Annotated in this window: 19 protein-coding genes and 1 pseudogene; 8 read left to right on the forward strand and 12 right to left on the reverse strand. The window is 70.9% G+C overall.

Annotation, left to right across the window (positions count from 1 at the left end; genetic code table 11):
• Positions 1-221: 221 nt before the first annotated feature.
• Both AB0I28_RS35110 and AB0I28_RS35115 read right to left on the reverse strand, forming a co-directional pair.
• Positions 222-1034, reverse strand: coding sequence for a hypothetical protein (locus AB0I28_RS35110; protein ID WP_357500145.1), 813 nt, complete (start codon positions 1032-1034; stop codon positions 222-224).
• 51 nt (positions 1035-1085) lie between these two features.
• Positions 1086-1441 (reverse strand): annotated as a pseudogene (locus AB0I28_RS35115) (cellulose binding domain-containing protein); the annotation flags it as partial.
• A 144-nt stretch (positions 1442-1585) separates the two neighbouring features.
• Between AB0I28_RS35115 and AB0I28_RS35120 the strand changes: the two are divergent.
• Both AB0I28_RS35120 and AB0I28_RS35125 read left to right on the forward strand, forming a co-directional pair.
• Positions 1586-2047 (forward strand): VCBS repeat-containing protein, encoded by a 462-nt coding sequence (locus tag AB0I28_RS35120; protein WP_357500038.1) that lies wholly within the window; start codon positions 1586-1588, stop codon positions 2045-2047.
• Positions 2048-2208: 161 nt separating this feature from the next.
• Positions 2209-2424 (forward strand): hypothetical protein, encoded by a 216-nt coding sequence (locus AB0I28_RS35125; RefSeq protein ID WP_357500039.1) that lies wholly within the window; start codon positions 2209-2211, stop codon positions 2422-2424.
• An 18-nt stretch (positions 2425-2442) separates the two neighbouring features.
• Here the strand turns inward: AB0I28_RS35125 and AB0I28_RS35130 are convergent, their stop codons facing one another.
• Complete coding sequence (locus AB0I28_RS35130) at positions 2443-3363, reverse strand: NADP-dependent oxidoreductase (RefSeq protein WP_357500040.1); 921 nt, start codon at positions 3361-3363, stop codon at positions 2443-2445.
• A gap of 74 nt (positions 3364-3437) precedes the next feature.
• Positions 3438-3992 (reverse strand): GNAT family protein, encoded by a 555-nt coding sequence (locus AB0I28_RS35135; protein WP_357500041.1) that lies wholly within the window; start codon positions 3990-3992, stop codon positions 3438-3440.
• A 71-nt stretch (positions 3993-4063) separates the two neighbouring features.
• Between AB0I28_RS35135 and AB0I28_RS35140 the strand changes: the two genes are divergently transcribed.
• On the forward strand, positions 4064-4657 hold the full coding sequence (locus AB0I28_RS35140; protein WP_357500042.1) for a TetR family transcriptional regulator C-terminal domain-containing protein: 594 nt from the start codon (positions 4064-4066) through the stop codon (positions 4655-4657).
• Between the two features lie 1552 nt (positions 4658-6209).
• On the opposite strand, the gene AB0I28_RS35145 is transcribed toward AB0I28_RS35140, so the two are convergent.
• Positions 6210-7688, reverse strand: a complete 1479-nt coding sequence (locus AB0I28_RS35145) for an MFS transporter (protein ID WP_357500043.1) — start codon at positions 7686-7688, stop codon at positions 6210-6212.
• A gap of 78 nt (positions 7689-7766) precedes the next feature.
• Between AB0I28_RS35145 and AB0I28_RS35150 the strand changes: the two genes are divergently transcribed.
• Complete coding sequence (locus AB0I28_RS35150; protein ID WP_357500044.1) at positions 7767-8405, forward strand: TetR family transcriptional regulator; 639 nt, start codon at positions 7767-7769, stop codon at positions 8403-8405.
• Between the two features lie 47 nt (positions 8406-8452).
• Here the strand turns inward: AB0I28_RS35150 and AB0I28_RS35155 are convergent, their stop codons facing one another.
• Positions 8453-10219, reverse strand: a complete 1767-nt coding sequence (locus AB0I28_RS35155) for a bifunctional metallophosphatase/5'-nucleotidase (RefSeq protein ID WP_357500045.1) — start codon at positions 10217-10219, stop codon at positions 8453-8455.
• Positions 10220-10355: 136 nt separating this feature from the next.
• Here AB0I28_RS35155 and AB0I28_RS35160 point away from each other — a divergent pair, with 136 nt between their 5' ends.
• The gene (locus AB0I28_RS35160; protein WP_357500046.1) at positions 10356-11048 is read left to right on the forward strand and encodes an SDR family oxidoreductase; all 693 of its coding nucleotides are present in this window, start codon (positions 10356-10358) and stop codon (positions 11046-11048) included.
• Positions 11049-11093: 45 nt separating this feature from the next.
• Positions 11094-11651 carry an SUKH-4 family immunity protein gene (locus tag AB0I28_RS35165; RefSeq protein WP_357500047.1) on the forward strand — a complete coding sequence of 186 codons (558 nt, stop codon included), beginning with the start codon at positions 11094-11096 and terminating at the stop codon, positions 11649-11651.
• On the opposite strand, the gene AB0I28_RS35170 is transcribed toward AB0I28_RS35165, so the two are convergent.
• The 6 genes from AB0I28_RS35170 to thyX form a co-directional block, all read right to left on the reverse strand.
• Positions 11648-12220 carry a hypothetical protein gene (locus tag AB0I28_RS35170; RefSeq protein WP_357500049.1) on the reverse strand — a complete coding sequence of 191 codons (573 nt, stop codon included), beginning with the start codon at positions 12218-12220 and terminating at the stop codon, positions 11648-11650. The two genes, AB0I28_RS35165 and AB0I28_RS35170, sit on opposite strands and share 4 nt — an antisense overlap.
• 68 nt (positions 12221-12288) lie before the next feature.
• Positions 12289-12780, reverse strand: a complete 492-nt coding sequence (locus AB0I28_RS35175) for a hypothetical protein (RefSeq protein WP_357500050.1) — start codon at positions 12778-12780, stop codon at positions 12289-12291.
• Positions 12781-12885: 105 nt separating this feature from the next.
• A complete protein-coding gene (locus AB0I28_RS35180; RefSeq protein ID WP_357500051.1) occupies positions 12886-13974 on the reverse strand; it encodes an oxidoreductase in 1089 nt (362 codons plus the stop codon).
• A 107-nt stretch (positions 13975-14081) separates the two neighbouring features.
• A complete protein-coding gene (locus tag AB0I28_RS35185; RefSeq protein WP_357500053.1) occupies positions 14082-15770 on the reverse strand; it encodes a ribonuclease J in 1689 nt (562 codons plus the stop codon).
• A complete protein-coding gene (gene dapA, locus AB0I28_RS35190) occupies positions 15767-16681 on the reverse strand; it encodes a 4-hydroxy-tetrahydrodipicolinate synthase (protein ID WP_357500054.1) in 915 nt (304 codons plus the stop codon). The genes AB0I28_RS35185 and dapA overlap by 4 nt, the downstream gene beginning before the upstream one ends.
• A gap of 35 nt (positions 16682-16716) precedes the next feature.
• Positions 16717-17478, reverse strand: coding sequence for an FAD-dependent thymidylate synthase (gene thyX / locus AB0I28_RS35195; protein ID WP_357500056.1), 762 nt, complete (start codon positions 17476-17478; stop codon positions 16717-16719).
• A gap of 98 nt (positions 17479-17576) precedes the next feature.
• Between thyX and AB0I28_RS35200 the strand changes: the two genes are divergently transcribed.
• Both AB0I28_RS35200 and AB0I28_RS35205 read left to right on the forward strand, forming a co-directional pair.
• On the forward strand, positions 17577-18074 hold the full coding sequence (locus AB0I28_RS35200) for a toxin-antitoxin system HicB family antitoxin (protein WP_357500058.1): 498 nt from the start codon (positions 17577-17579) through the stop codon (positions 18072-18074).
• 25 nt (positions 18075-18099) lie between these two features.
• Positions 18100-18900 (forward strand): DUF4097 family beta strand repeat-containing protein, encoded by an 801-nt coding sequence (locus tag AB0I28_RS35205; protein WP_357500060.1) that lies wholly within the window; start codon positions 18100-18102, stop codon positions 18898-18900.
• The last annotated feature ends 15 nt before the right edge of the window (positions 18901-18915 follow it).

The raw sequence follows: 18915 nt of genomic DNA on the forward strand, positions 1-18915 counted from the left end.
CACCGTCCACAGTGATCGGTGGACCTTCCTGTCTCTGCTCATGTCGGCGTCTCCAGGGTGTGGGGCGGGCGGGGTCACGCGGGAGGCGATGGCCCACCCGACCACGGGTTGACAACGTTGTCAAGGTCCCCGGATCCTGGTGTCGCGGCGACGATAACAGGGTGTGACGGGCGCGGCCGCCCGGAGGACCCGGGCACCGCCGAACGGCCGCGCGACCCTCGCTAATAGCCGTAGCGGCTCTTGAGGTGGCGCCACCAGTCGCGCAGCATCCACCGGTCGAACTCGGTGATCGAGGAGGCGCTGCCGGCCTTCATGAGGAAGCAGCAGACACCGCTGGGAGTCCAGTCGTAGAAGTCGCCGAGGCCGAACGAGTGGCCGACCTCGTGCAGGAAGATGTGGACGTCCTCCTGCCCCAGGGCGCCGACGAAGTACTCGCTGCCGACGCGCTGTCCCCAGTCGCCGCCGGCGCCGCCGCCGAAGTTCGAGGTCAGCCACAGCGACATGTCGTAGTGGTGGGCCCTGCCGCCGGGGCATCCGGAGTAGTTCCCGTCCTGGTGGAAGAAGCGGCCGCAGGCGGGCGCGCACTGCGGGGCGTTCTCGTTGATGTCGTTGACGTAGATGTCGACGGAGTCGTCAGTCCACTGGAGCGTCGCGCGGTCGCGGACGGCCCAGCCGACGACCTTGACCGGCACGGTCGGGTAAGGCCAGTCGCTCCAGCCCTTGAGCGCGTCCATCCACTTCGTGAACTGCCGGGTCAGGCCGGCGTGGATCCGGTCGCGCAGTGCCGCCGAGACCGGGGCGGAGGAGTCCCAGCGGACGCAGTAGTTGATCGCGCCGCCGTTGGCGAAGAGCTGGTCCCAGCCGTAATTGCGGAACCCGTAGAGGTTCGGATAGGTGCTCTCGACGTGGTTCCAGACCTCGGTCAGGCCCGGGGCGAGCGCGGCCGGCGGGTTCCACGGGTCGCCCGGCGGCGTCGTGGGGCTCGGTCCGGCGGTCGGGCTCGTGGTCGGGGTGGTCGCGCCGGTGCAGGTCACTCCGTTGAGCGCGAAGGTCGCGGGGACGGTGTTCTGGCCGCTCCATGAGGCGTTGAAGCCGAAGGCGACGGCCGCACCGGTGGCGATCTGGCGGTTCCACCCGACGTCGGTGGCCGTTGCGGCCGCGGTGTTCTGGGTGACCTGCGCGTTCCACGCCTGGTCACCCGTTGGCCGGCGGGGAAGGTCCACGTGAGCGACCAGCCGGCGACCGGGTCGCCGAGGTTGGTCAGGCCGATCTCGGCGGTGAAGCCGCCGCTCCACTGGGAGGTGACACGGTAGTCGGCGCGGCAGCCGGGGGCCGCCGCGCTCGCGGTGGGGACGAGGGATAACAGTCCGGCGACGGCGACGAGTGCGGTGAGGACGGCGAGCGATAAGAGTCGCGCGCGTCGCGCGCTTGGAGGGTTCACGGTGTCTCCCTTGCTGGTCGAGGGCTCCCCCGAGGTCCTCTAGTTAGTTTGGAGTCCACACTATCTACTCGCGCCGAAAGGGTACAGCCCGAGCACTTCGTAAGATGCGGGTTCACGAACACACGACGAGTCAGGACGGGTGCGATGAGCGACAACGAGGAGACCGCGGCCAAGCCGGAGGTCATCTACGACCTGAACGGCGACGGCGTGCCCGACGAGGTCACCGTCATCGGCGACACGAAGTACATCGACTACAACGGCGATGACAAGTTCGACGCGGTCGTGCAGCCCGACGGGGAGGTCTACGTCGACCTCGACGGGGACGGGACCTTCGAGACCCACGCGGTCGACGCCGACGGCGACGGCGTGATCGACACCCTGGAGACCGACCTCGACGGGGACGGCGTGCCCGACATCATCGAGAAGGACCTCGACGGGGACGGGCGCTTCGACGTGGTCGAGCGTCGCGGGGTGGCGCTGGAGCAGGCCGAGGCGGAGGAAGAGGCTGCGGCCGAGGACGCTCCGGCCGAGGAGAACCCGGCCGCCGAGCCGAAGGCCGAGGACGAAGCGGCCGACAAGGAGAAGCCGGCCGAAGCGGCCGAGTGAGGCGGAACCGCGAGGGGCGGCCGATTCCCGGCCGCCCCTCGTGAACTGTCGCCTTCCCCGCCCGTGCAATAACCAGTGACGCGCGCCACACTGGAGGCAGACCGTCGCGACTCCGTCCGCTGTGGACGGTTCGGCCGACGCGCGGCCGGAAGGACACTCCGGTGAAAGAGGTCCCCGCCATCGTCCTGGTGGCACTCGGCCTGGCGGTTCTCGGCGTGGAGATCGCCGCCCTGGTCACCAAGAAGTCCGGCGACACCATCAGCGAACGCACCCGGGCCCTGCTGGGCATCCGGCCGGTGCGGTGGTGGCGGCCCGTCGGAATCCTCGCGCTGGCGGGATTCGCGGCGTGGTTCGTCGTGCACATCGTCTTCGAATGACGGCTCCGAGTGACGGCGTCAGTCGTTGACGAACACCATTTTCCCGGTCAGATGCCGGGCCTCGACGAGGCGGTGCGCCTCGGCGGCCTCGTCGAGGCGGAAGGTCCGCGAGATGGTGATCCGCAGTGCCCCCGCCGACCACAGCTCGACCAACTCGGCGAGCCGCGCGGCCGTCCGCGGCCCGCGCACGCCGAGCGCGCCGAGCCTCTCGGCCTCCTCGTAGGCGGTGATCGTGCCGATCCGGGCGGGTTCGACGCCCAGCTCGATCGAGTCGTGCAGGGCACGTTCGCCGCCGGCGGCGTCGAAGGCGACGGTGACGCCGCCGGGAGCCGCCTCGCGGACGCGGCCGGTGAGTCCCTCGCCGTAGGTCACCGGGATCGCGCCGATCGAGCGGAGGTGCTCGTGGTTGCGCTCGGAGGCCGTCCCGACGACGGTCGCGCCGAGATGCCGCGCCAGCTGCACGGCGATCGTGCCGACTCCGCCCGCGGCGCCGTGCACCAGCAGCGTGTCGCCGGGAGCGACCTTGAGGGCCTCCAGCGCGATGTGCGCGGTCTGCCCGGAGGCCGACAGCGAACCGGCGACCGTCCACGGCATCTTCGGCGGCTTGGCCACGATCTGGTCGGCCGAGACGATCGCCTCTTCGGCGTGGCAGGCCAGCACCTGGAATCCCAGGACCTCGTCGCCGACGGCCCAGCCGGAGACCTCGTCGCCGAGTTCCTCGATCGTCCCGGCGAAGTCGTTGCCGAGGGTGATGGGGAACGCGAGTTCGAGCCCGGCAGGCGCCATGCCGCGCCGGATCGAGGTGTCCACCGGCTGGATGCCGGCCGCCGCGACCCGGACGCGCACGCGCCCGGGCGGCACGTCGACCGGCGAGGGTAGGTCGGCGACTTCGAGTACCTCGGGTCCGCCGAAACTGTTGATGACGAGTGCTCGCGGCATGTGCCGGTCCTCTTCTCTGCGTTCGGGACGGCCGTCGCCCCTCATGCCCGAAACACTCGTCCCTCAACCGCGCTTCAGGTCAAGTGCGCCGCGCGCCACTCGTTCGCGAGCAGGGACCACACCTCGACGTCGACGTGGGTTCCGCGCGTCGGGAAGGCGCCGCGCAGCACGCCCTCCCTGGTCATGCCCAGGCGCTTGGCGACCGCCGAGCTGCGCGTGTTCGCAGGCTCGCACCGCCATTCGACGCGGTGGATGCCGCGATCCTCGACGGCCCAGGCGATCATGTGGTTCGCGGCCTTGGTGATCAGCCCGCGACCGCCGGCGACGGGCGAGAGCCAGACGCCGATCTCGCAGCTGGAGAAGCGCTCGTCGAAGACACGGAACATCGTGCCGCCGACGAGTTTCCCGGCATCCCAGATCCCGTAGATGCGACGGCCGTCTGCGGCCGTGCCGTCGGCGAAGACCTGGAGCCATGCGCGTGCCGAGTCGGTGTCCAGGACGGTCTCGGCCCACGGGAGCCAGGGTTTGAGGTTGTCGAGGTCGGCGGTGACGGCACCGGCGAACTCGGTGGCGCGCCAGGGCTCCAGCGGGCGGAGTTCGGCGGTGTCGTCGAGTGCGTGAGAGAACATGGGAGCCTCCAGGTACATAACAAACGTTCGGTACGTAGCATAGGCACGGACTCACCGGAAGGACAAACGAGATGCCCGCACGCGGAGACCACGACGCCCGCCGCCGAGACCTGTCCGAAGCCGTGTGGCGAGTCGTCGCCGCCGAGGGATTCACCGGGTTGACCATGCGGGCGGTCGCCGCCGAACTGGGCGCCTCCACCGGGCTGGTGACGCACTACTTCCCGAGCAAGACGGCACTGGTCCGCCATGCCCTGGACCTGGCCGCCCAGCGCGTCGACGCCATGCCCCGCCGCACTCCCGACGCCGACGGAATGGCCGCGCTGCGCGCAGCCATCCTCGACGTGCTTCCGCTGGGCCGAGCGGGCCAGATCGCCATGAACCGCGTCTGGGTCAGCTCCTGGGACCTCGCCCTGGCCGACGACGCCCTCGGCGAGGCCCAGCGCGAGAGGTACGCACGCTGGCGAGAACGCCTGCGCCGGCAGGTGCAGACGGCGCAGGAACGAGGAGAGCTGCCGGCGGGCGACCCGGAGGACGTGAGCGCGACCGTCGCGGCCTTCACCCACGGGCTGGTGACTCAGGCACTGTTCGACCCGGAGGAGTTCCCGGCGGTGCGGCAGGAGCGGTTGGTGGAGGGGTTTCTGGCGGGGCTGGCGGGGGCGGGGTAGCGGGGCGGGGGTGAGGCGCCGTTCGCCTGGCCATCCCCCGCCGCCAACTCCGCCCTCGGCCTCACCACTGGCTGCGCTGCGGGCGCCCGGGAATCCTCGGCGGGTCCGCCTCTGTCCCCGAGCCACCGGGTTCGGCCTGGCGCTGGAGGACGGCGGGTCGCGCAGACTCAGCGCTGATCCGGCAACGCCTGCAAGGTGCTGCCTCGCCGAAAACGGCAGCGGTCCTCGTGAACGGCGCCGCCCGGTCCGCGGCATACCCGCGCTCGCGGGTCACTTCCGCGATGACCCGCGAGCGCGGATCCATGGAGATACCGTCCCGGGGCGCGATCGTCACGCCCCGGATTCGCGCTCCTGCGTTGGGGCATGGCGGCGGGGCGGCGCGGCGGCGCGGCGGCGCGGCGGCGCGTGAATCGTGGCGCACGAGCCACCCGAACGCCAGTCGCGCCACCATCCGCCCGATCCGCGCCGAAGCTTGAGCGGTGACGGTGACGGTGACGGTGACGGTGACGGTGACGGTGACGGCAAAGTATGAACACGGCGCACGAGCCCCGGCACGCCACTCCCAGGCGACCCCACAGCCTCCCGCGCCTGCGTGGGGGCATTGAGGGGGCGGCAGGAGCGGCGGAGGCAGGCCATGTATCCGCCTTCATGAACCACCAAGCACCACTCGGGTCACCGTGCGGGCGGTCTGCCCCGCAGCTTCCGCGCTCGTGTCAATGGGGACGGGGGCCAATGTGGACCCTAGTGAGCCACCGGCACGCCACTCGCCGCGCGACCTTGCCAGTCAACGCCGAAGCTCGCGAGGCGGCACGGCGGGGGCGGGGCGCGGGCGGCTCACGCGACCCGCCGAACGAGCCATCCGCATGCCTCGCGACGCAGCCACTCCTGCTGATGTCGAAGCGTCCGCGCTGCGTGGTCGCACGGCTGCGGCGAAGCCGTTCGACCGCGTGGAGCGCGCTGGCCAAGCCACCGCCACCGCTCGCGTCACCGCCTGGCCGGTCGGCGCCACCACACCGCTCGCGTCGCGACCGCTCCAAACGGGGCGGCATGGTGGCTGCGGCGCAAAGCCATCCACTTCCCCTCACCTCCACTTCGGACGGCGCCCCGCTGCCCGCCCACTACCCCCGCCACTGCCTCGTGCTGGCACGAGCACGAGGCAGTGGCGGGGGCCGATGTGGCTCACGCGAACCGCGCCGCATGGGGGCCACCGCCACGCGGGTCAGCACCGCACCTTCCCGCGCCCGCAGGCTGGCGTGGTGGCCGCGAGGGTCTGGCAGTGAGGGGGCGGCGGAGGCGGGACGGCTATCGTCGTAGCCAGCCGGCTCGCCACCCGCGAGCATCGGCGTGGCGATGGCGGGTCCCGGCGTCCACGGGCCGCTCGAACATCGTCGCTCAGCCTTCCCCGGCCCCGCGACCACCTGCCGCCCCACCTCTCGGGCACCGCAGCCTCGCTCCAAGGCGAGCACCTGCTACGCAAGCCGCAACGGGCGCACCCTCGAACCGTGCCCGGGAACCCACCGCCCCATGTCCGGGCGCGCGTGGCGAGACACCCCTACCCCGCCGCCACCGGCTCCCCCACGCGCTTCCCCACCCCCGCCTCGTCCCCCTCAGGCGTCCTCAACCGCGTCGCCAGCACCAGTGCCAGCAGCAGGATCCCCGCCCCGATGGCGAAGACCACGTCGACCGCCGACACGAAAGCCCCGATCGCGTGTACTCGCGCAATGGGGTCGAGGCCGTCGATGGCGGCGATCGGGGTGCCGGGGACGTCGGCGGCGTAGAGGCGGAACAGCAGCGAGCCGAAGACCGCCGCGCCGAGGGCGCCGCCGAGGGTCTGGAAGAAGCGGATTCCGGTGGTCGCCACGCCCAGGTGCTGCGGCGGTGCGGCCTGCTGGACGGCCACGATGAGCATCCCCAGCAACTGGCCGAAGCCGGCGCCGAGCAGCAGCATCTCCGCCCTGATCGTCCACAGTGAGGTGTCCACCGAGGTCAGCGCGAGCAGTGCCATGGCCACCGCCGCGGTGCCGGTTCCGGTGATCATGAACGTCCGTACGGGCCAGGCGAGGCGGCCGGTGATCAGGCCGACGACGGCAAGGCCGAAGGCGAAGGGGATCAAGAACGCACCGGCGGAGGTCGAGCCGATGCCGCGGGCGACCTGGAGGTAGGTCATCACGTACATGATCGCGCCGACCATCGCGACGCCGACGAGTCCCTGAAGCGCGAAACCGAGCGCGACGGCGCGGATCCGAAACAGCGCCAACGGCAGGATCGGCTCGGCGGCGGTCGCCTGGCGCCACACGAACAGGGCGAGCGCGAGCACGACGGCGGCGCCGAGGCCGAGGATCTGCGGTGAGGCCCAGGTGTAGGCGGAGCCGCCCCACTCGGTGATCAGCAGCAGGCCGGACGCGAAGGCGGCGGCCAGTGCGGCGCCCAGGTAGTCGATGCGGTGGGCCGTGGAGTGGCGGGGGAAGCGCAGGACGATGGCGCCCGCCGTGATGATGAGCGCCCCCAGCGGCAGGTTGATGTAGAAGACCCAGCGCCAGTTCCCGGCGTCGGCGAACAACCCTCCGATCATCGGCCCGACCGCCATGCCGAGGCCGGCGAAGAGGCCGCCCATGCTGCCGCCTTTGGCGCCGCCGTCCTTCTCGCCGGCCCTGATCCGCGCGATGACGACCATCGTGACGCTCATCAGGCCACCGCCGCCGACGCCCTGCACGGCGCGGAAGGCGATCAGCTGCTCCATGTCCTGCGCGGCACCGCTCAGCGCCGACCCGAGCATGAACACGCCGACGGCGCCGAGGAAGACACGCTTGGCGCCGAACACGTCGCAGAGCTTGCCGTAGAGGGGCAGCGCGGCGGTCGAGGCGAGCGCGAAGGCGCTGACCAGCCAGGGCATGTGTTCGACGCCGTGGAGGGGGTCGAGTTCGCCGACGATGGGGACGGTCGCGGCCGAGACGATGTTGGTGTCGAGAACGGCGAGCACGATCGTGGCGAGGCACACGAACATGCCGATCCTCTTCTGCTTGTCGGTCATGGCGGCCACGCTAACCAGAGTTTTGTACTCGGTCAATGTTTTGGCGCGGTCAATTTTTTGATCCAGTACAGTGGGGTCATGACGGAGGAACCCGGCCTGCGGGAACGCAAGAAGATCGAGACGGGGCGCACGATCTGGAAGACGGCCGTCGACCTGTTCCTGGAGCGCGGCTTCGACGCCGTGTCGGTCAAGGAGATCGCCGACGCCGCCCAGGTGTCGAAGATGACCGTCTTCAACTACTTCCCCGCCAAGGAAGACCTGGTCATGCACCCCATGGGCGAACACGTCGACGAGCCGATGCGCGTCGTCCGCGACCGCGCGGCCGGCGTCACCCCGCACGCGGCCTTCGGTGCCCACTTCCTGGCGACGCTGCGCGAGTTCGACGCCGCCACCGGCCTGAGCGACGCCCCCTATGTGCGCGGGATCCAGAGCCTGGTCCTCAAGACCCCCGCGCTGGTGATGCGGATGCTCGCCTTCAACGCGCTGAGCGAGCGGCTGCTGTCCGGTCAGCTGATCAAGGAAGGCGGCTCGCAGGTGACCGCGGAGTTCGTCGCCGCGCAGATCATCGCCGCGCGCAACACCCTCATCCACCTCAACCACGAGGCCCTCGCCGACGGCCGCCGCCCCGCCGAGGTGCTCCCCGAGGCCCTGGCCAACGCTGAGGAGGTCTTCGGTCTGCTCGACGGCGGCCTCGGTGGGCTGTTCGCCAAAGAGTGAGGCCCGGGAATCCTGAGATCCCCGGGCCCCGGCCTAACCGTCGTGCACTAGATGAACGTGATCCGGTTCGCCGGCAGCGGCGCCGCCGGGCTGCCCGGCGAGGTGTTCGCCGTGAACCAGGCTTCGAGAGCGTCGATGTCGAGCCCGCCGACGAGGCGGTCGGTGCCCTTCGCCAGCTCGGCGAAGCCGTCCCCGCCGTCGGCGAGGAAGATGTTCACCGTCACCCGGTAGGTGGCCGCCGGGTCGAGCGCGACGCCGTTCAGCTTCACGCTTTCGGTGACGATCTTGTCCGCGCCCGCCTTGGAGTTGTCCACGGTGTACGTGAAGCCCTCCGAGGGCTGGAGCACCTTCGGGCTGCCGGCGTTGGAGCCGCTGTACTGCTGCTGCAGCACGGTGACGATCTGCGCGCCGGTCAGGCTGATCGTGGTGAGGTTGTTGTTGAACGGCTGGACGGTGAACGCCTCGCCGTAGGTCACCACGCCGTCGCCTTCGGCCCCGGCCGCCTTGAACACCAGGTCCGAGCGCACGCCGCCGGGGTTCATCAGCGCGATGACCGCGCCGCCCTTGTCGGCGGCCGAGGTGGCCGCCAGCTGCGAGTCGGCGATCAGGTCGCCCAGCGGCGACTCCGGCTTGGTGGAACCGCGGCCGGGCATGTCACCGGAGATGTAGCCGATCTGCCGGCTGGCGATCGGGTCGACCAGCTCCTTGTACTTGGTGATCACATCGGTCTGGTCGTCGGCCTTGGCGACGTCGCGGGTGACCACGTGGTTCGAGGCGGCCACCGACGTGCGCAGGATGTCGCGCGTCTTGTGGTCGTATGTCACGTTGATCTCGGTGAACAGCCGGCCGAAGGACGAGCCCGACGTCACCATCCGCGGGTTGCCCTTGGGGTCGGGGATGTTGCACACGTACGACTGGTGCGTGTGCCCGGTGACCACCAGGTCGATCGAGGAGTCGAGGTTCTTCGCGATGTCGGTGATCGGGCCGGAGACGCCGTCGCCGGGACCGGGCGAGTCGCAGTCGTAGTTGTAGGTGTTGCTGGCCGGCAGGCCGCCCTCGTGCAGCAGCACGACGATCGACTTGACGCCCATCAGGCGCAGCAGGCCCGCGTAAAGGTTGGCGGTCTTGACCTCGTCCTTGAACGCGAGGTTCTTGATGCCTTCCTTGGCCACGATGTTCGGCGTGCCCTCAAGGGTCATGCCGATGAAGCCGACACGCGCGCCGTCGAAGTTCTTCACCCACACCGGGGCGAGCGCGGGCAGGCCGGTGTTCTTGTCGACGACGTTGGCGCCCAGCAGCGGGAAGTCCGCGCCGTCGTAGGGGTTGGCCGGGTCGGCGCAGCCGTCGGTCTCGTGACAGCCGCCGAACTGGATCCGGCGCAGCTCGTCGATGCCCTCGTCGAACTCGTGGTTGCCGACGGCGGTCATGTCCAGGCCGAGCTTCTCCATCGCGTCGATGGTCGGCTCGTCGTGGAACGCCGCCGACAGCAGCGGGCTGGCGCCAATAATGTCGCCGGCGGCCACCGTCACGGTGTTCTCGTGGCCCTCGCGGGCCGCGTCGAGGTGGGTGGCGAGGTACTCGACGCCACCGGCCGGAACCGTGACCGGCTTGCCGTCGGGGCCGACGCCGGTCTGGACCGTCCCGGACGAGCCCGACGGGGGCTCGAGGTTTCCGTGGAAGTCGTTGAACGCCAGGATCTGGATGTCGGTGGTCTTGCCGGGCTTGGCGGCGCTCGTGGGAGCGGCGAAAGCGATACCGCCGAGTACAGCCACCGCGCCGAACGCCGCGATAGCGCGACGTCGCCGTACGGTCATGGTGTCGGTCTCCTTTGGAGGGGGATCTGCCGCTGATAGCCAAGCAGAAAGAGGCAACGTACCGGTAACGACGACACGGACGGTAGAGCGCACCGCCCGATCGTTGCGGGATCGAGACGGCGATACCCTCGCACGCATGCGAACGATCATGGTCACCGGCGCGAGCCGGGGAATCGGTGCCGAGCTCGTCTCCATTCTCACCGCCCGGGGCGACCGTGTCCTCGCCGTCGTCCGTGATCCTTCGGGTCTGCCCGAAGGGGCCGAGCCGATCGTCGCCGACCTCGCCGACCCCGCGTCGCTGGCCGGTGCCCTGCCCGACATCGAGCGGCTCGACGCCGTCGTCCACTGTGCGGGGATCTCCAGCCCCGGACCCGTCGGCGAACTCGGCGTCGGGGTGTGGCAGCGCGAGCTGAACGTCAACCTCGTCGCGCCCGCCGAGCTGACGCGGATCCTGCTGCCGGCGCTGCGGACCGCGCGCGGGCAGGTCGTGTTCGTCAACTCGGGCGCGGGCCTGTCGGCCGGTCCGCTGTGGGCCGCCTACGGCGCCAGCAAGCACGGGTTGAAGGCGCTCGCCGACGCGCTGCGGGCCGAGGAGACCGGTGTCGTGCGGGTGAGCACGGTCTACCCGGGCAACACCGACACCGATATGCAGCGAAAGCTGCGCGCCGAGCTCAAGGCCGAGTACGACCCGGCGCGGGCGACGAGCGCGGCCACGGTCGCGACGGCGATCGCGCAGGTGCTCGACATGCCCGCCGACGCGATGGTCGTGGACCTGCGCATCGTGCCGCCCAACCCGATCCCGCATCCGACGCGGATGCCGGACGCCTGACCCCTCTCCGGAGACCACACCGTGAACGACGACTTGAATAACGCGGTGAATCCCTCCGCCGCCTGGCTCGGCGAAATCTTCGGCGACGAGGCCCTGTGGCGCCCAGCCGAGACCCCGCGGCACCTCGTCGACACCGCGACTCTGGCGTTCCTGCGCGAGGTCGGCTTCCCGGCCGTGTTGCTGGACAGCGTCGGCGTCGACGCGACGTTCCTGCCGGTGAAAGGGCTGTGGGAGGCCGACACCGACGAACTCTTCGGCCGCCGGACCCCCGACGACGACTCGCCGCCCACGGAGATCTCCTACTGCTTCGCCACCTACGGCGAGAGCCACCTCATGGTCGACGGCGACACCGGCCGGGTCGAGATCTACGTCGCCGACGGCTGGGACCACGGCGAGGGCTACGGCGGGCTCGCCTTCGACGGCATCGCCGAACTGGCCGGCGCCTTCGGGCTGATCGCGCGCTTCGAGCCCCGGATCACCGGCGACGACCCCGGCTCCGCGATCGCGGAGCTGCGCGCGGCCGTCACCGAACCGGGTGGGGAGGACGGCCCCTTCTGGACGCACGTCTTCGAAACCCTCGACGAGGAGTTCGGCGAGGGTTAGGGCTTGTCCTGCTCCAGGACGTGCCGGCCGCGCGGTGAGATCCGGTAGCCGACCTCAAGGCTCTCGGTGAGCCCCAGGGCCTTCAGCGAGCGCACGTCGGCTTTGAAGCGCGGGGTCTGCCTGCCCAGGCGCTCGGCGAGGTCGGCGGCGCGCGTGCCCGGGTTGTCGGCGACCAGGCGCAGGACCTCGCGGGTCCACGGGCCGCGCCGGGACTCCAGGCGCGCCAGGCGGGCGGTGATGTCGGCGAGCTCGGCGGCGGTGGGTTCGGTCTCCCGCAGGGCGATGCGCGGATCGGCGCCTTCCAAGTGGAGCTCGACGCGGTAGAGGTCGCGGTCGGCGTCGCCGGGGACGTCGGCGAGGAGGTCGTCGCGGGTGGCGTATCCGGCGCGGCGGGCGTCGGCGTCGGTGAGGTCGGCGGGATCCACGACGTCGACCGCGTCGACGCGCAGGACGCCGACGGCGGTGTGCAGCGTGCCGCCCGGCTTGACGGTCGGCCTGCGCCAGCGACGGAAGGCGAGGTCGTCGGCGCCGGCGGCGATGCGGTCGAGGGCGGCACGCTTGAACAGCACGGGGTCAGTTTTCCAGACCCGCGGCGGGCTGAGCGGGGATTCGCGACACGGGTCGGCGCTGCCCCGCCCTACTCCCCCACCACCAACTGCACCGCACGCCGCACGTGCGGGCTGGGATGTCCGGCGTGCCGGTCGATCGCCTCGTGCCCGGGGTCCTCACCGCCGTCGGCGACCAGCGTGACGCGCAGCGTGGCCAGCTCGCGTGCCGCGCGGATCAGGTCGACGGGGTCGGCGGCGGGCTCCGCCGACAGGACCGCGGTGACCTCGGCGAGCGTCGCGGTCGGCGCGACGGTGGCCAGTTCGGCGGCGAGCGCCTCGCCGGCCTCGGGTGTCGCGGCCGTGATGGACACGAACCGGGTTCCGTAGAGCTGGTGTTCGGCGTGCCTGACGAGGCTGCCGTCGCCGGTCCGCCAGGCGGTCAGGACGGTGGCACCCGGCCAGTCGCCGGTTTCGTCGCAGGTGAGCCAGTCCCGGCCGGCGGCGTGCTTGGCCACCGCGTCGGGGTCGGCGTCGTCGGCCAGCAGCAGGGTCCGCTGCCAGGCGAGGCGGTCGGCGCTCATGTCGCGCTGCATGCCCTTCAAGAGACACGGTTCTTCCACGAGACCCCCCGGTGTGGCCACAGTAGACGGTTGTCCGCCGCGGCCACTGCCGGGGAGTTCTCCGCGTCAGCCGAGGCTGAGCTTGGCGACCCGTCCCTTCGGGCCCGACGCCCAGCACGCGAATCCGTGCACGCAGTCGACGCTGTCGAAGGCGCCGTCGTCGAAGCGGTGCCAGGAGCGGCCGCCGTCGAAGGTGATGTCGCTGCCGGTCGGGCCGACGGTGACGGCCAGCGGGCCCGCCAGGAACGACACGCCCGAGCGGTACTCGCCGGGGCTGTCGGCCGACAGCTTGAGCCCGCCGGGTCCCTTGCCGGTGTAGGCGAAGGCGTCGGGCGCCGAGGTGGGCGTGGTGTAGTCGCCGCCGACGAGGATGCCGTGCCCGGCGTCGCGGAAGGCGGCGGCGTAGATGCCGGCGCTCGGCCCGCTGGTGACGGCCGTGTCGTGGGCGGTCCAGGTGGCGCCCCGGTCGCCGGTGTGGATGATGCGGGCCGTCTCGGCGCCGCCGGTGACGAGGTAGGCGTTGTGCTTGTCGGCGGCCACGAGGCACTGGCCGCTGGCGGCGAAGGCGAACTCGCCGGGCAGGGCCTCGGGCGACTGCTCGGCCGGGAGGATGCTCCAGGTCCGGCCGCCGTCGGCGGTGCGGATGAAGCGGATGCGGCCGTCGACCGGGTCGCTCATGGCGATGCCGTGGCGGGTGTCGAAGAAGGCCATGCAGTCGTAGAAGGCGGTGGGTTCGGCGTTGGTGAAGGTGTTGGTCCAGCTCGCACCGCCGTCACCGGTCACGTAGACGCGCGACTCGTCGGCCGGGCCGATGGTCAGCGCGACCGCGCGGCGGGAGTCGAAGGCCTCGATGTCGCGGAACTCCAGTCCCGCGGCCTCGGGCGGGGACACGTTCTGCCAGGAACCGCCGCCGTCGACGGTCCGCAGGACCGTGCCGCCGCTGCCGGCCACCCAGGCGACCTTGCCCGACACCGCCGACAGGCCGCGGAACTGGCCGGTCACACCGGTCTCGGTGAGCTCCCAGCCGAGGTCCAGGCGGCCGTCGGCCTTCGGGAGCGGGTCGGCCGAAGCGGCCTGGGGCGCGATCGTCGCCGCCATTATTAAGGCCATGCCCAGCACGGCGAGCCGGCGGACCGACTTGAGATGACGCTGCATCGGGTGAAGGTATCAACGGCGCCGACGCCCGGCAAGATCCGCGCGAGTCACGCAACGTGAACCGCCCCGGCCGAGAACGGCCGGGGCGGTCGCACGCGAGCGGTCGCCTAGACCTCCAGCACGTTCGGGACGATCATCGGGCGGCGGCGGTAGGTCTCGTTGACCCACCGGCCGACCGTGCGCCGCACGAGCTGCTGGAGCTGGTGCGGGTCGGTGACGCCGTCCTCGGAGGCGCGGTCGAGCGCGGCGGTGATCACCGGCAGGACCGGGTCGAAGGCGGCCGGGTCCTCGCTGAAGCCCTTGGCCGAGACCGTGGGACCGCCGACGACCTTGCCGGTGACCGAGTCGATGACGACGGTCGCGGCGATGAAGCCGCCATCGCCGAGTATGCGCCGCTCGGTCAGCAGGCTCTCGCCGACGTCGCCGACGGCGAGTCCGTCCACGTAGATGTAGCGGTTCGGGACGTGGCCGACGACGCGCGCGACACCGTCGACGAGGTCGACGACGTCGCCGTCCTCGACGAGCGCGACCTGGTCGGCCGGCACACCGGTCTTGACCGCGAGCCGGGCGTGGGCGCGCAGGTGACGCCATTCGCCGTGCACGGGCATGAAGCTGCTGGGCCGCACCATGTTCAGCAGGTACAGCAGCTCACCGGCCGGGGCGTGCCCGGAGACGTGGACCTTCGCGACGTCCTTGTGGATGACGGTCGCACCTGCCCGCGACAGGCGGTTGATGACGCCGTAGACGGCCGTCTCGTTGCCCGGTACGAGCGACGAGGCGAGCACCACGGTGTCGCCGGGGCCCACGGTGATGTGCCGGTGGTCGCCGGAGGCCATGCGGCCCAGGGCGCTCATCGGCTCGCCCTGCGAACCGGTCGACATGAACACGATCTCCTCCGGCGGCAGCGAGGCCGCGTCGTCGATCGAGACCAGCAGGTCGCCGGGGATGTTGAGCAGCTTCAGGTCGCGTGCGATGCCCATGTTGCGGACCATGGACCGCCCGATCAGCGCGACCTTGCGGCCGTGCTCGTGGGCGGAGTCCATGACCTGCTGCACGCGGTGCACGTGCGAGGCGAAGGACGCCACGATGATGCGGCCCGCGGCGGTGCGGAAGATGTCGTCGAGGACCGGCCGGATCTCCTGCTCGGAGGTCACGAAACCGGGGATCTCGGCGTTCGTCGAGTCCGACATGAGCAGGTCGACGCCTTCGGCGCCCAGCCGCGCGAACCCGGCCAGGTCGGTGATGCGCCCGTCGAGCGGCAGCTGGTCCATCTTGAAGTCGCCGGTGTGCAGGACGGTGCCCGCGGGCGTCCGGATGGCCACGGCCATCGCGTCGGGGATGGAGTGGTTGACCGCGAAGAACTCGCACTCGAAGGGCCCGAGGTTCTCGATGCCGCCCTCGGTGACCACCAGCGAATAGGGCTTGATGCGACGCTCGGCGAGCTTGGCCTCGACGAGCGCGATGGTGAACTGCGATCCCACGAGGGGGATGTCCGGCTTGTGCTGGAGCAGGTACGGGACCGCCCCGATGTGGTCCTCGTGACCGTGGGTCAAGACCACGGCCTCCACGTCATCGAGCCGGTCGAGGATCGGGGAGAAGTCCGGCAGGATGAGGTCGACCCCGGGCTGATCCATGTCGGGGAAGAGGACCCCGCAGTCCACGATGAGGAGTTTCCCATCGTATTCGAACACGGCCATGTTCCGGCCGATCGCGCCTAGCCCGCCCAGCGGGATGACCCGCAGCGCACCCTCGCCTAGAGGGGGCGGCGGGCCCAATTCGGTACTTCCTTGGCTCACTGTGTCTCCCCTGTTCCCAACGTCTCTCCGGCGGCGGCCAGATCGGCGCGCAGCAGCTCCCGGAGGGCGTCATCGGCGTCCACCAGCGGGGAGCGCACCGGCCCCGCCGGAAGACCTTTCATGTCCAGTGCGGCCTTCACCGCGATGGTGCCCTGCGTGCGGGTCATGAGACCGGCGACGGCGGGCGTCATCGCGAGATTCACCGCGCGTGCCGCGGCGACGTCGCCGCGGTCGAACGCGTCGTACATCTCGGCCAGCCGGTGACCGATGAGGTGTGCCACGACGCTGACCGCGCCCACCTCGCCGATCGCCGCCGTGGCGAGATTGAGTTCGTCGATGCCGCTGTAGAGCGACAGGTCGGTGGCGGCCAGCACCCGCTGAGAGGCGAACAGGTCGCCCTTGGAGTCCTTGACGGCCACGATCCGCGGGTGTTCGCCCAGCCGGATGATCGTGTCGGTCTCGATCGGCACACCCGAGCGTCCCGGGATGTCGTAGAGCATGACCGGTAGCGCCGTCGCGTCCGCGACGGCCGTGAAGTGCCGGAGCAGGCCCGCCTGGGGCGGCTTGCTGTAGTACGGCGTGACGACCAGAAGGCCGTGCGCGCCGGCCCGTTCGGCCGCGCGGGCGAGCTCGACGCTGTGGGCGGTGTCGTTCGTGCCGACGCCGGTGACGACCTTCGCGCGGTCGCCGACGGCTTCGAGGACGGCCCGCAGCACGGTCTCCTTCTCGGCGTCGCTGGTCGTCGGCGACTCACCGGTGGTGCCGTTGAGCACGAGACCGTCGCAGCGCTGCACGTCGACGAGGTGCACGGCGAGTTCCTGCACGCCCGCGACGTCCACTTCGGACCGCGCGTCGAACGGCGTGATCATCGCGGTGAGCAGGCGCCCGAACGGGCGTGCGGAGTGCGTCATGGAGTCCAACCTAACTGACGGCGTGGCCGGCCCGATCAGCCTTCGTGCACGTACGGGCTGCTGGCCACTTCGGTGCCGTCCTCGAGCGCGGTGATCGTGAAGTCGCGAAAGACGTTCGGCGCGGCCTTCTGCAGTTCGCGCAGGCAGGACACCGCGGCGGCGCGGATCTCGACGTCGGCGTGCTCGGTGGCGCGCATCCCGACGAAGTGGCGCCAGGCGCGGTAGTTGCCGGTGACGACGATGCGGGTCTCGGTGGCGTTCGGCAGCACCGAGCGCGCGGCCTGGCGGGCCTGCTTGCGGCGCAGCGTGGCGTTGGGGACGTCGGCGAACTTCTTCTCCAGGCCTTCGAGGAGCTCGATGTAGGCCTGCTGGGACGCCGCGGCGGCGGAGAGGAACTTCGCGTGCAGCTCGGGATCGTCGGCGATGACGTCGGGCTCGACCATCATGGCGTCGCGCTCGGGCACATAGCGCTGCGAGAGCTGGCTGTAGGAGAAGTGGCGGTGGCGGATCAGCTCGTGGGTGAGCGAGCGGGAGATGCCGGTCATGTAGAAGGTCGCCGAGCCGTGCTCCAGCACCGAGAGGTGGCCGACCTGGAGGATGTGCTCCAGGTAGCCGGCGTTGGTGGCGGTGGCCGGGTTCGGCTTCTTCCACGACTGATAGCACGCGCGGCCGGCGAACTCGGCGAGCGCCTCGCCGCCCTCGGCGTCGGTCGACCACGGCACGTCCGCCGGGGGCTCGAAATGGGTCCAGGCGATGAGCCTGAACTCTGGCGTGGTGGTTACCGGCTCAGCGGACACGGTGTAGCCCCTCGATCAGTGACGGTTGATTGGCCTTGAGAATAGTTCTGTGCTGGGTTGGCATTGCATGACGCCACTGGAGGTGTCATACTGGCGTCATGGATTTGAGCCCTTATCTCGAAACTCTCCGTCGCGACTTCGTCAGCAGTGCGGCACCGGGCGGCGAGGACGTCACCCGCACCGCGGAGCTGCTGGCCGGGTCCATCGAGGCCGCCATCCGGCTGTCGATGATGGAGGTCCTGTCCGCCGCGGCCGACGAGATCACCGACGAGCTCGACAAGAGCGGGCACCCCGCGACCGTCGAGGTCCGCATGCGCGGACGCCAGGCCGACATGGTCGTCACCGACGCCCCCGCCGCCGCGCCCGCCCCTCCCCCGACCAGTTCCGGCGACTCCGGCGACGTCGCCCGGATCACCCTGCGCCTCCCCGAGCAGCTCAAGGAGGCCGTCGAGCAGGCCGCCTCGGCCGAGAGCATCTCGGTCAACGCCTGGCTGGTCCGCGCCATCAACGCCTCCGTGCACGGCGGTCCGCCGACCAGCTCCACGACCGGGCGGGCCCGTTTCGGCCGCCGCATCACCGGTTACGCCCAGGCCTGAAGTCACTCGTCCGAATAGGAATGCCATGCCAGATTTCCCTTGCGCCTCCCCGGTGAACACCGACATCGGCATCGGGTCGGGAACCCTCGACATCACCGTCGAGGAGCGCGAGTCGGTCCATGTCGACGTCGCTCCCCACAACGCCAACGACCACCACGCGCGGGAAGCCGCCGAGGCCACCGAGGTCAACTTCGACGGTGACACGCTGATCCTGCGCACACCCGAGGCCGGCATCGGCTGGCTGTTCAAGCGTCTCCCCTCACTTCGGATCACCGTGCGCGTGCCGGTCGGCTCGAACGTGCGGGCCAAGTCCGCCTCGGCCGACGTCACACTTCGCGGGCGTGCGGGCAAGGTCACCATCACCGCCGCCAGCGGATCCATCCATGTCGCCGAGGCCGGCGAGGTCAACGCCAACTCCGGCAGCGGCGACGTGAAGATCGTCAGCAGTGACGGCCACGTGCACGCCAACACCGCCTCGGGCGACGTGGAGATCGACCGCGCCTCGGGCGAGATCACCGCCCGCTCGGCCAGCGGCGACGTGCGCATCGGCGAGGCCCGCGACTCCGTCTCGGCCACCACCGCCTCCGGCGACGTGCTCGTCCGGCAGGGCCTGCGGGGCGTCTACAAGATCCGTACCGTCTCCGGGGAGGTCTCGGTGGGGGTCGCCAAGGGCACCGGCGTGTGGCTCGACCTGAGCAGCACCAGCGGGCGCACCAGCAGCGACCTGGCGGTCGGCGACACGCCCGTCGCGGTCTCGTCGCCGGACTTGAACCTCCAGGTCCGCACGGTCAGCGGGGACATCGAGGTCGTGCGCAGCCAGGCTTGAGCCGGGCGAGCCCGC

Source organism: Phytomonospora sp. NPDC050363, assembly GCF_040655735.1.
GTDB lineage: Bacteria > Actinomycetota > Actinomycetes > Mycobacteriales > Micromonosporaceae > Phytomonospora.

What these genes read in the sequence shown, in the direction of transcription:
- AB0I28_RS35120 (WP_357500038.1), top strand. Translation starts at nt 1,586, where the DNA reads ATGAGCGACAACGAGGAGACCGCGGCCAAGCCGGAGGTCATCTACGAC.
- AB0I28_RS35130 (WP_357500040.1), bottom strand. Translation starts at nt 3,363, where the DNA reads ATGCCGCGAGCACTCGTCATCAACAGTTTCGGCGGACCCGAGGTACTC.
- AB0I28_RS35135 (WP_357500041.1), bottom strand. Translation starts at nt 3,992, where the DNA reads ATGTTCTCTCACGCACTCGACGACACCGCCGAACTCCGCCCGCTGGAG.
- AB0I28_RS35140 (WP_357500042.1), top strand. Translation starts at nt 4,064, where the DNA reads ATGCCCGCACGCGGAGACCACGACGCCCGCCGCCGAGACCTGTCCGAA.
- AB0I28_RS35145 (WP_357500043.1), bottom strand. Translation starts at nt 7,688, where the DNA reads ATGACCGACAAGCAGAAGAGGATCGGCATGTTCGTGTGCCTCGCCACG.
- AB0I28_RS35150 (WP_357500044.1), top strand. Translation starts at nt 7,767, where the DNA reads ATGACGGAGGAACCCGGCCTGCGGGAACGCAAGAAGATCGAGACGGGG.
- AB0I28_RS35155 (WP_357500045.1), bottom strand. Translation starts at nt 10,219, where the DNA reads ATGACCGTACGGCGACGTCGCGCTATCGCGGCGTTCGGCGCGGTGGCT.
- AB0I28_RS35160 (WP_357500046.1), top strand. Translation starts at nt 10,356, where the DNA reads ATGCGAACGATCATGGTCACCGGCGCGAGCCGGGGAATCGGTGCCGAG.
- AB0I28_RS35175 (WP_357500050.1), bottom strand. Translation starts at nt 12,780, where the DNA reads ATGAGCGCCGACCGCCTCGCCTGGCAGCGGACCCTGCTGCTGGCCGAC.
- AB0I28_RS35180 (WP_357500051.1), bottom strand. Translation starts at nt 13,974, where the DNA reads ATGCAGCGTCATCTCAAGTCGGTCCGCCGGCTCGCCGTGCTGGGCATG.
- dapA (WP_357500054.1), bottom strand. Translation starts at nt 16,681, where the DNA reads ATGACGCACTCCGCACGCCCGTTCGGGCGCCTGCTCACCGCGATGATC.
- AB0I28_RS35200 (WP_357500058.1), top strand. Translation starts at nt 17,577, where the DNA reads ATGGATTTGAGCCCTTATCTCGAAACTCTCCGTCGCGACTTCGTCAGC.
- AB0I28_RS35205 (WP_357500060.1), top strand. Translation starts at nt 18,100, where the DNA reads ATGCCAGATTTCCCTTGCGCCTCCCCGGTGAACACCGACATCGGCATC.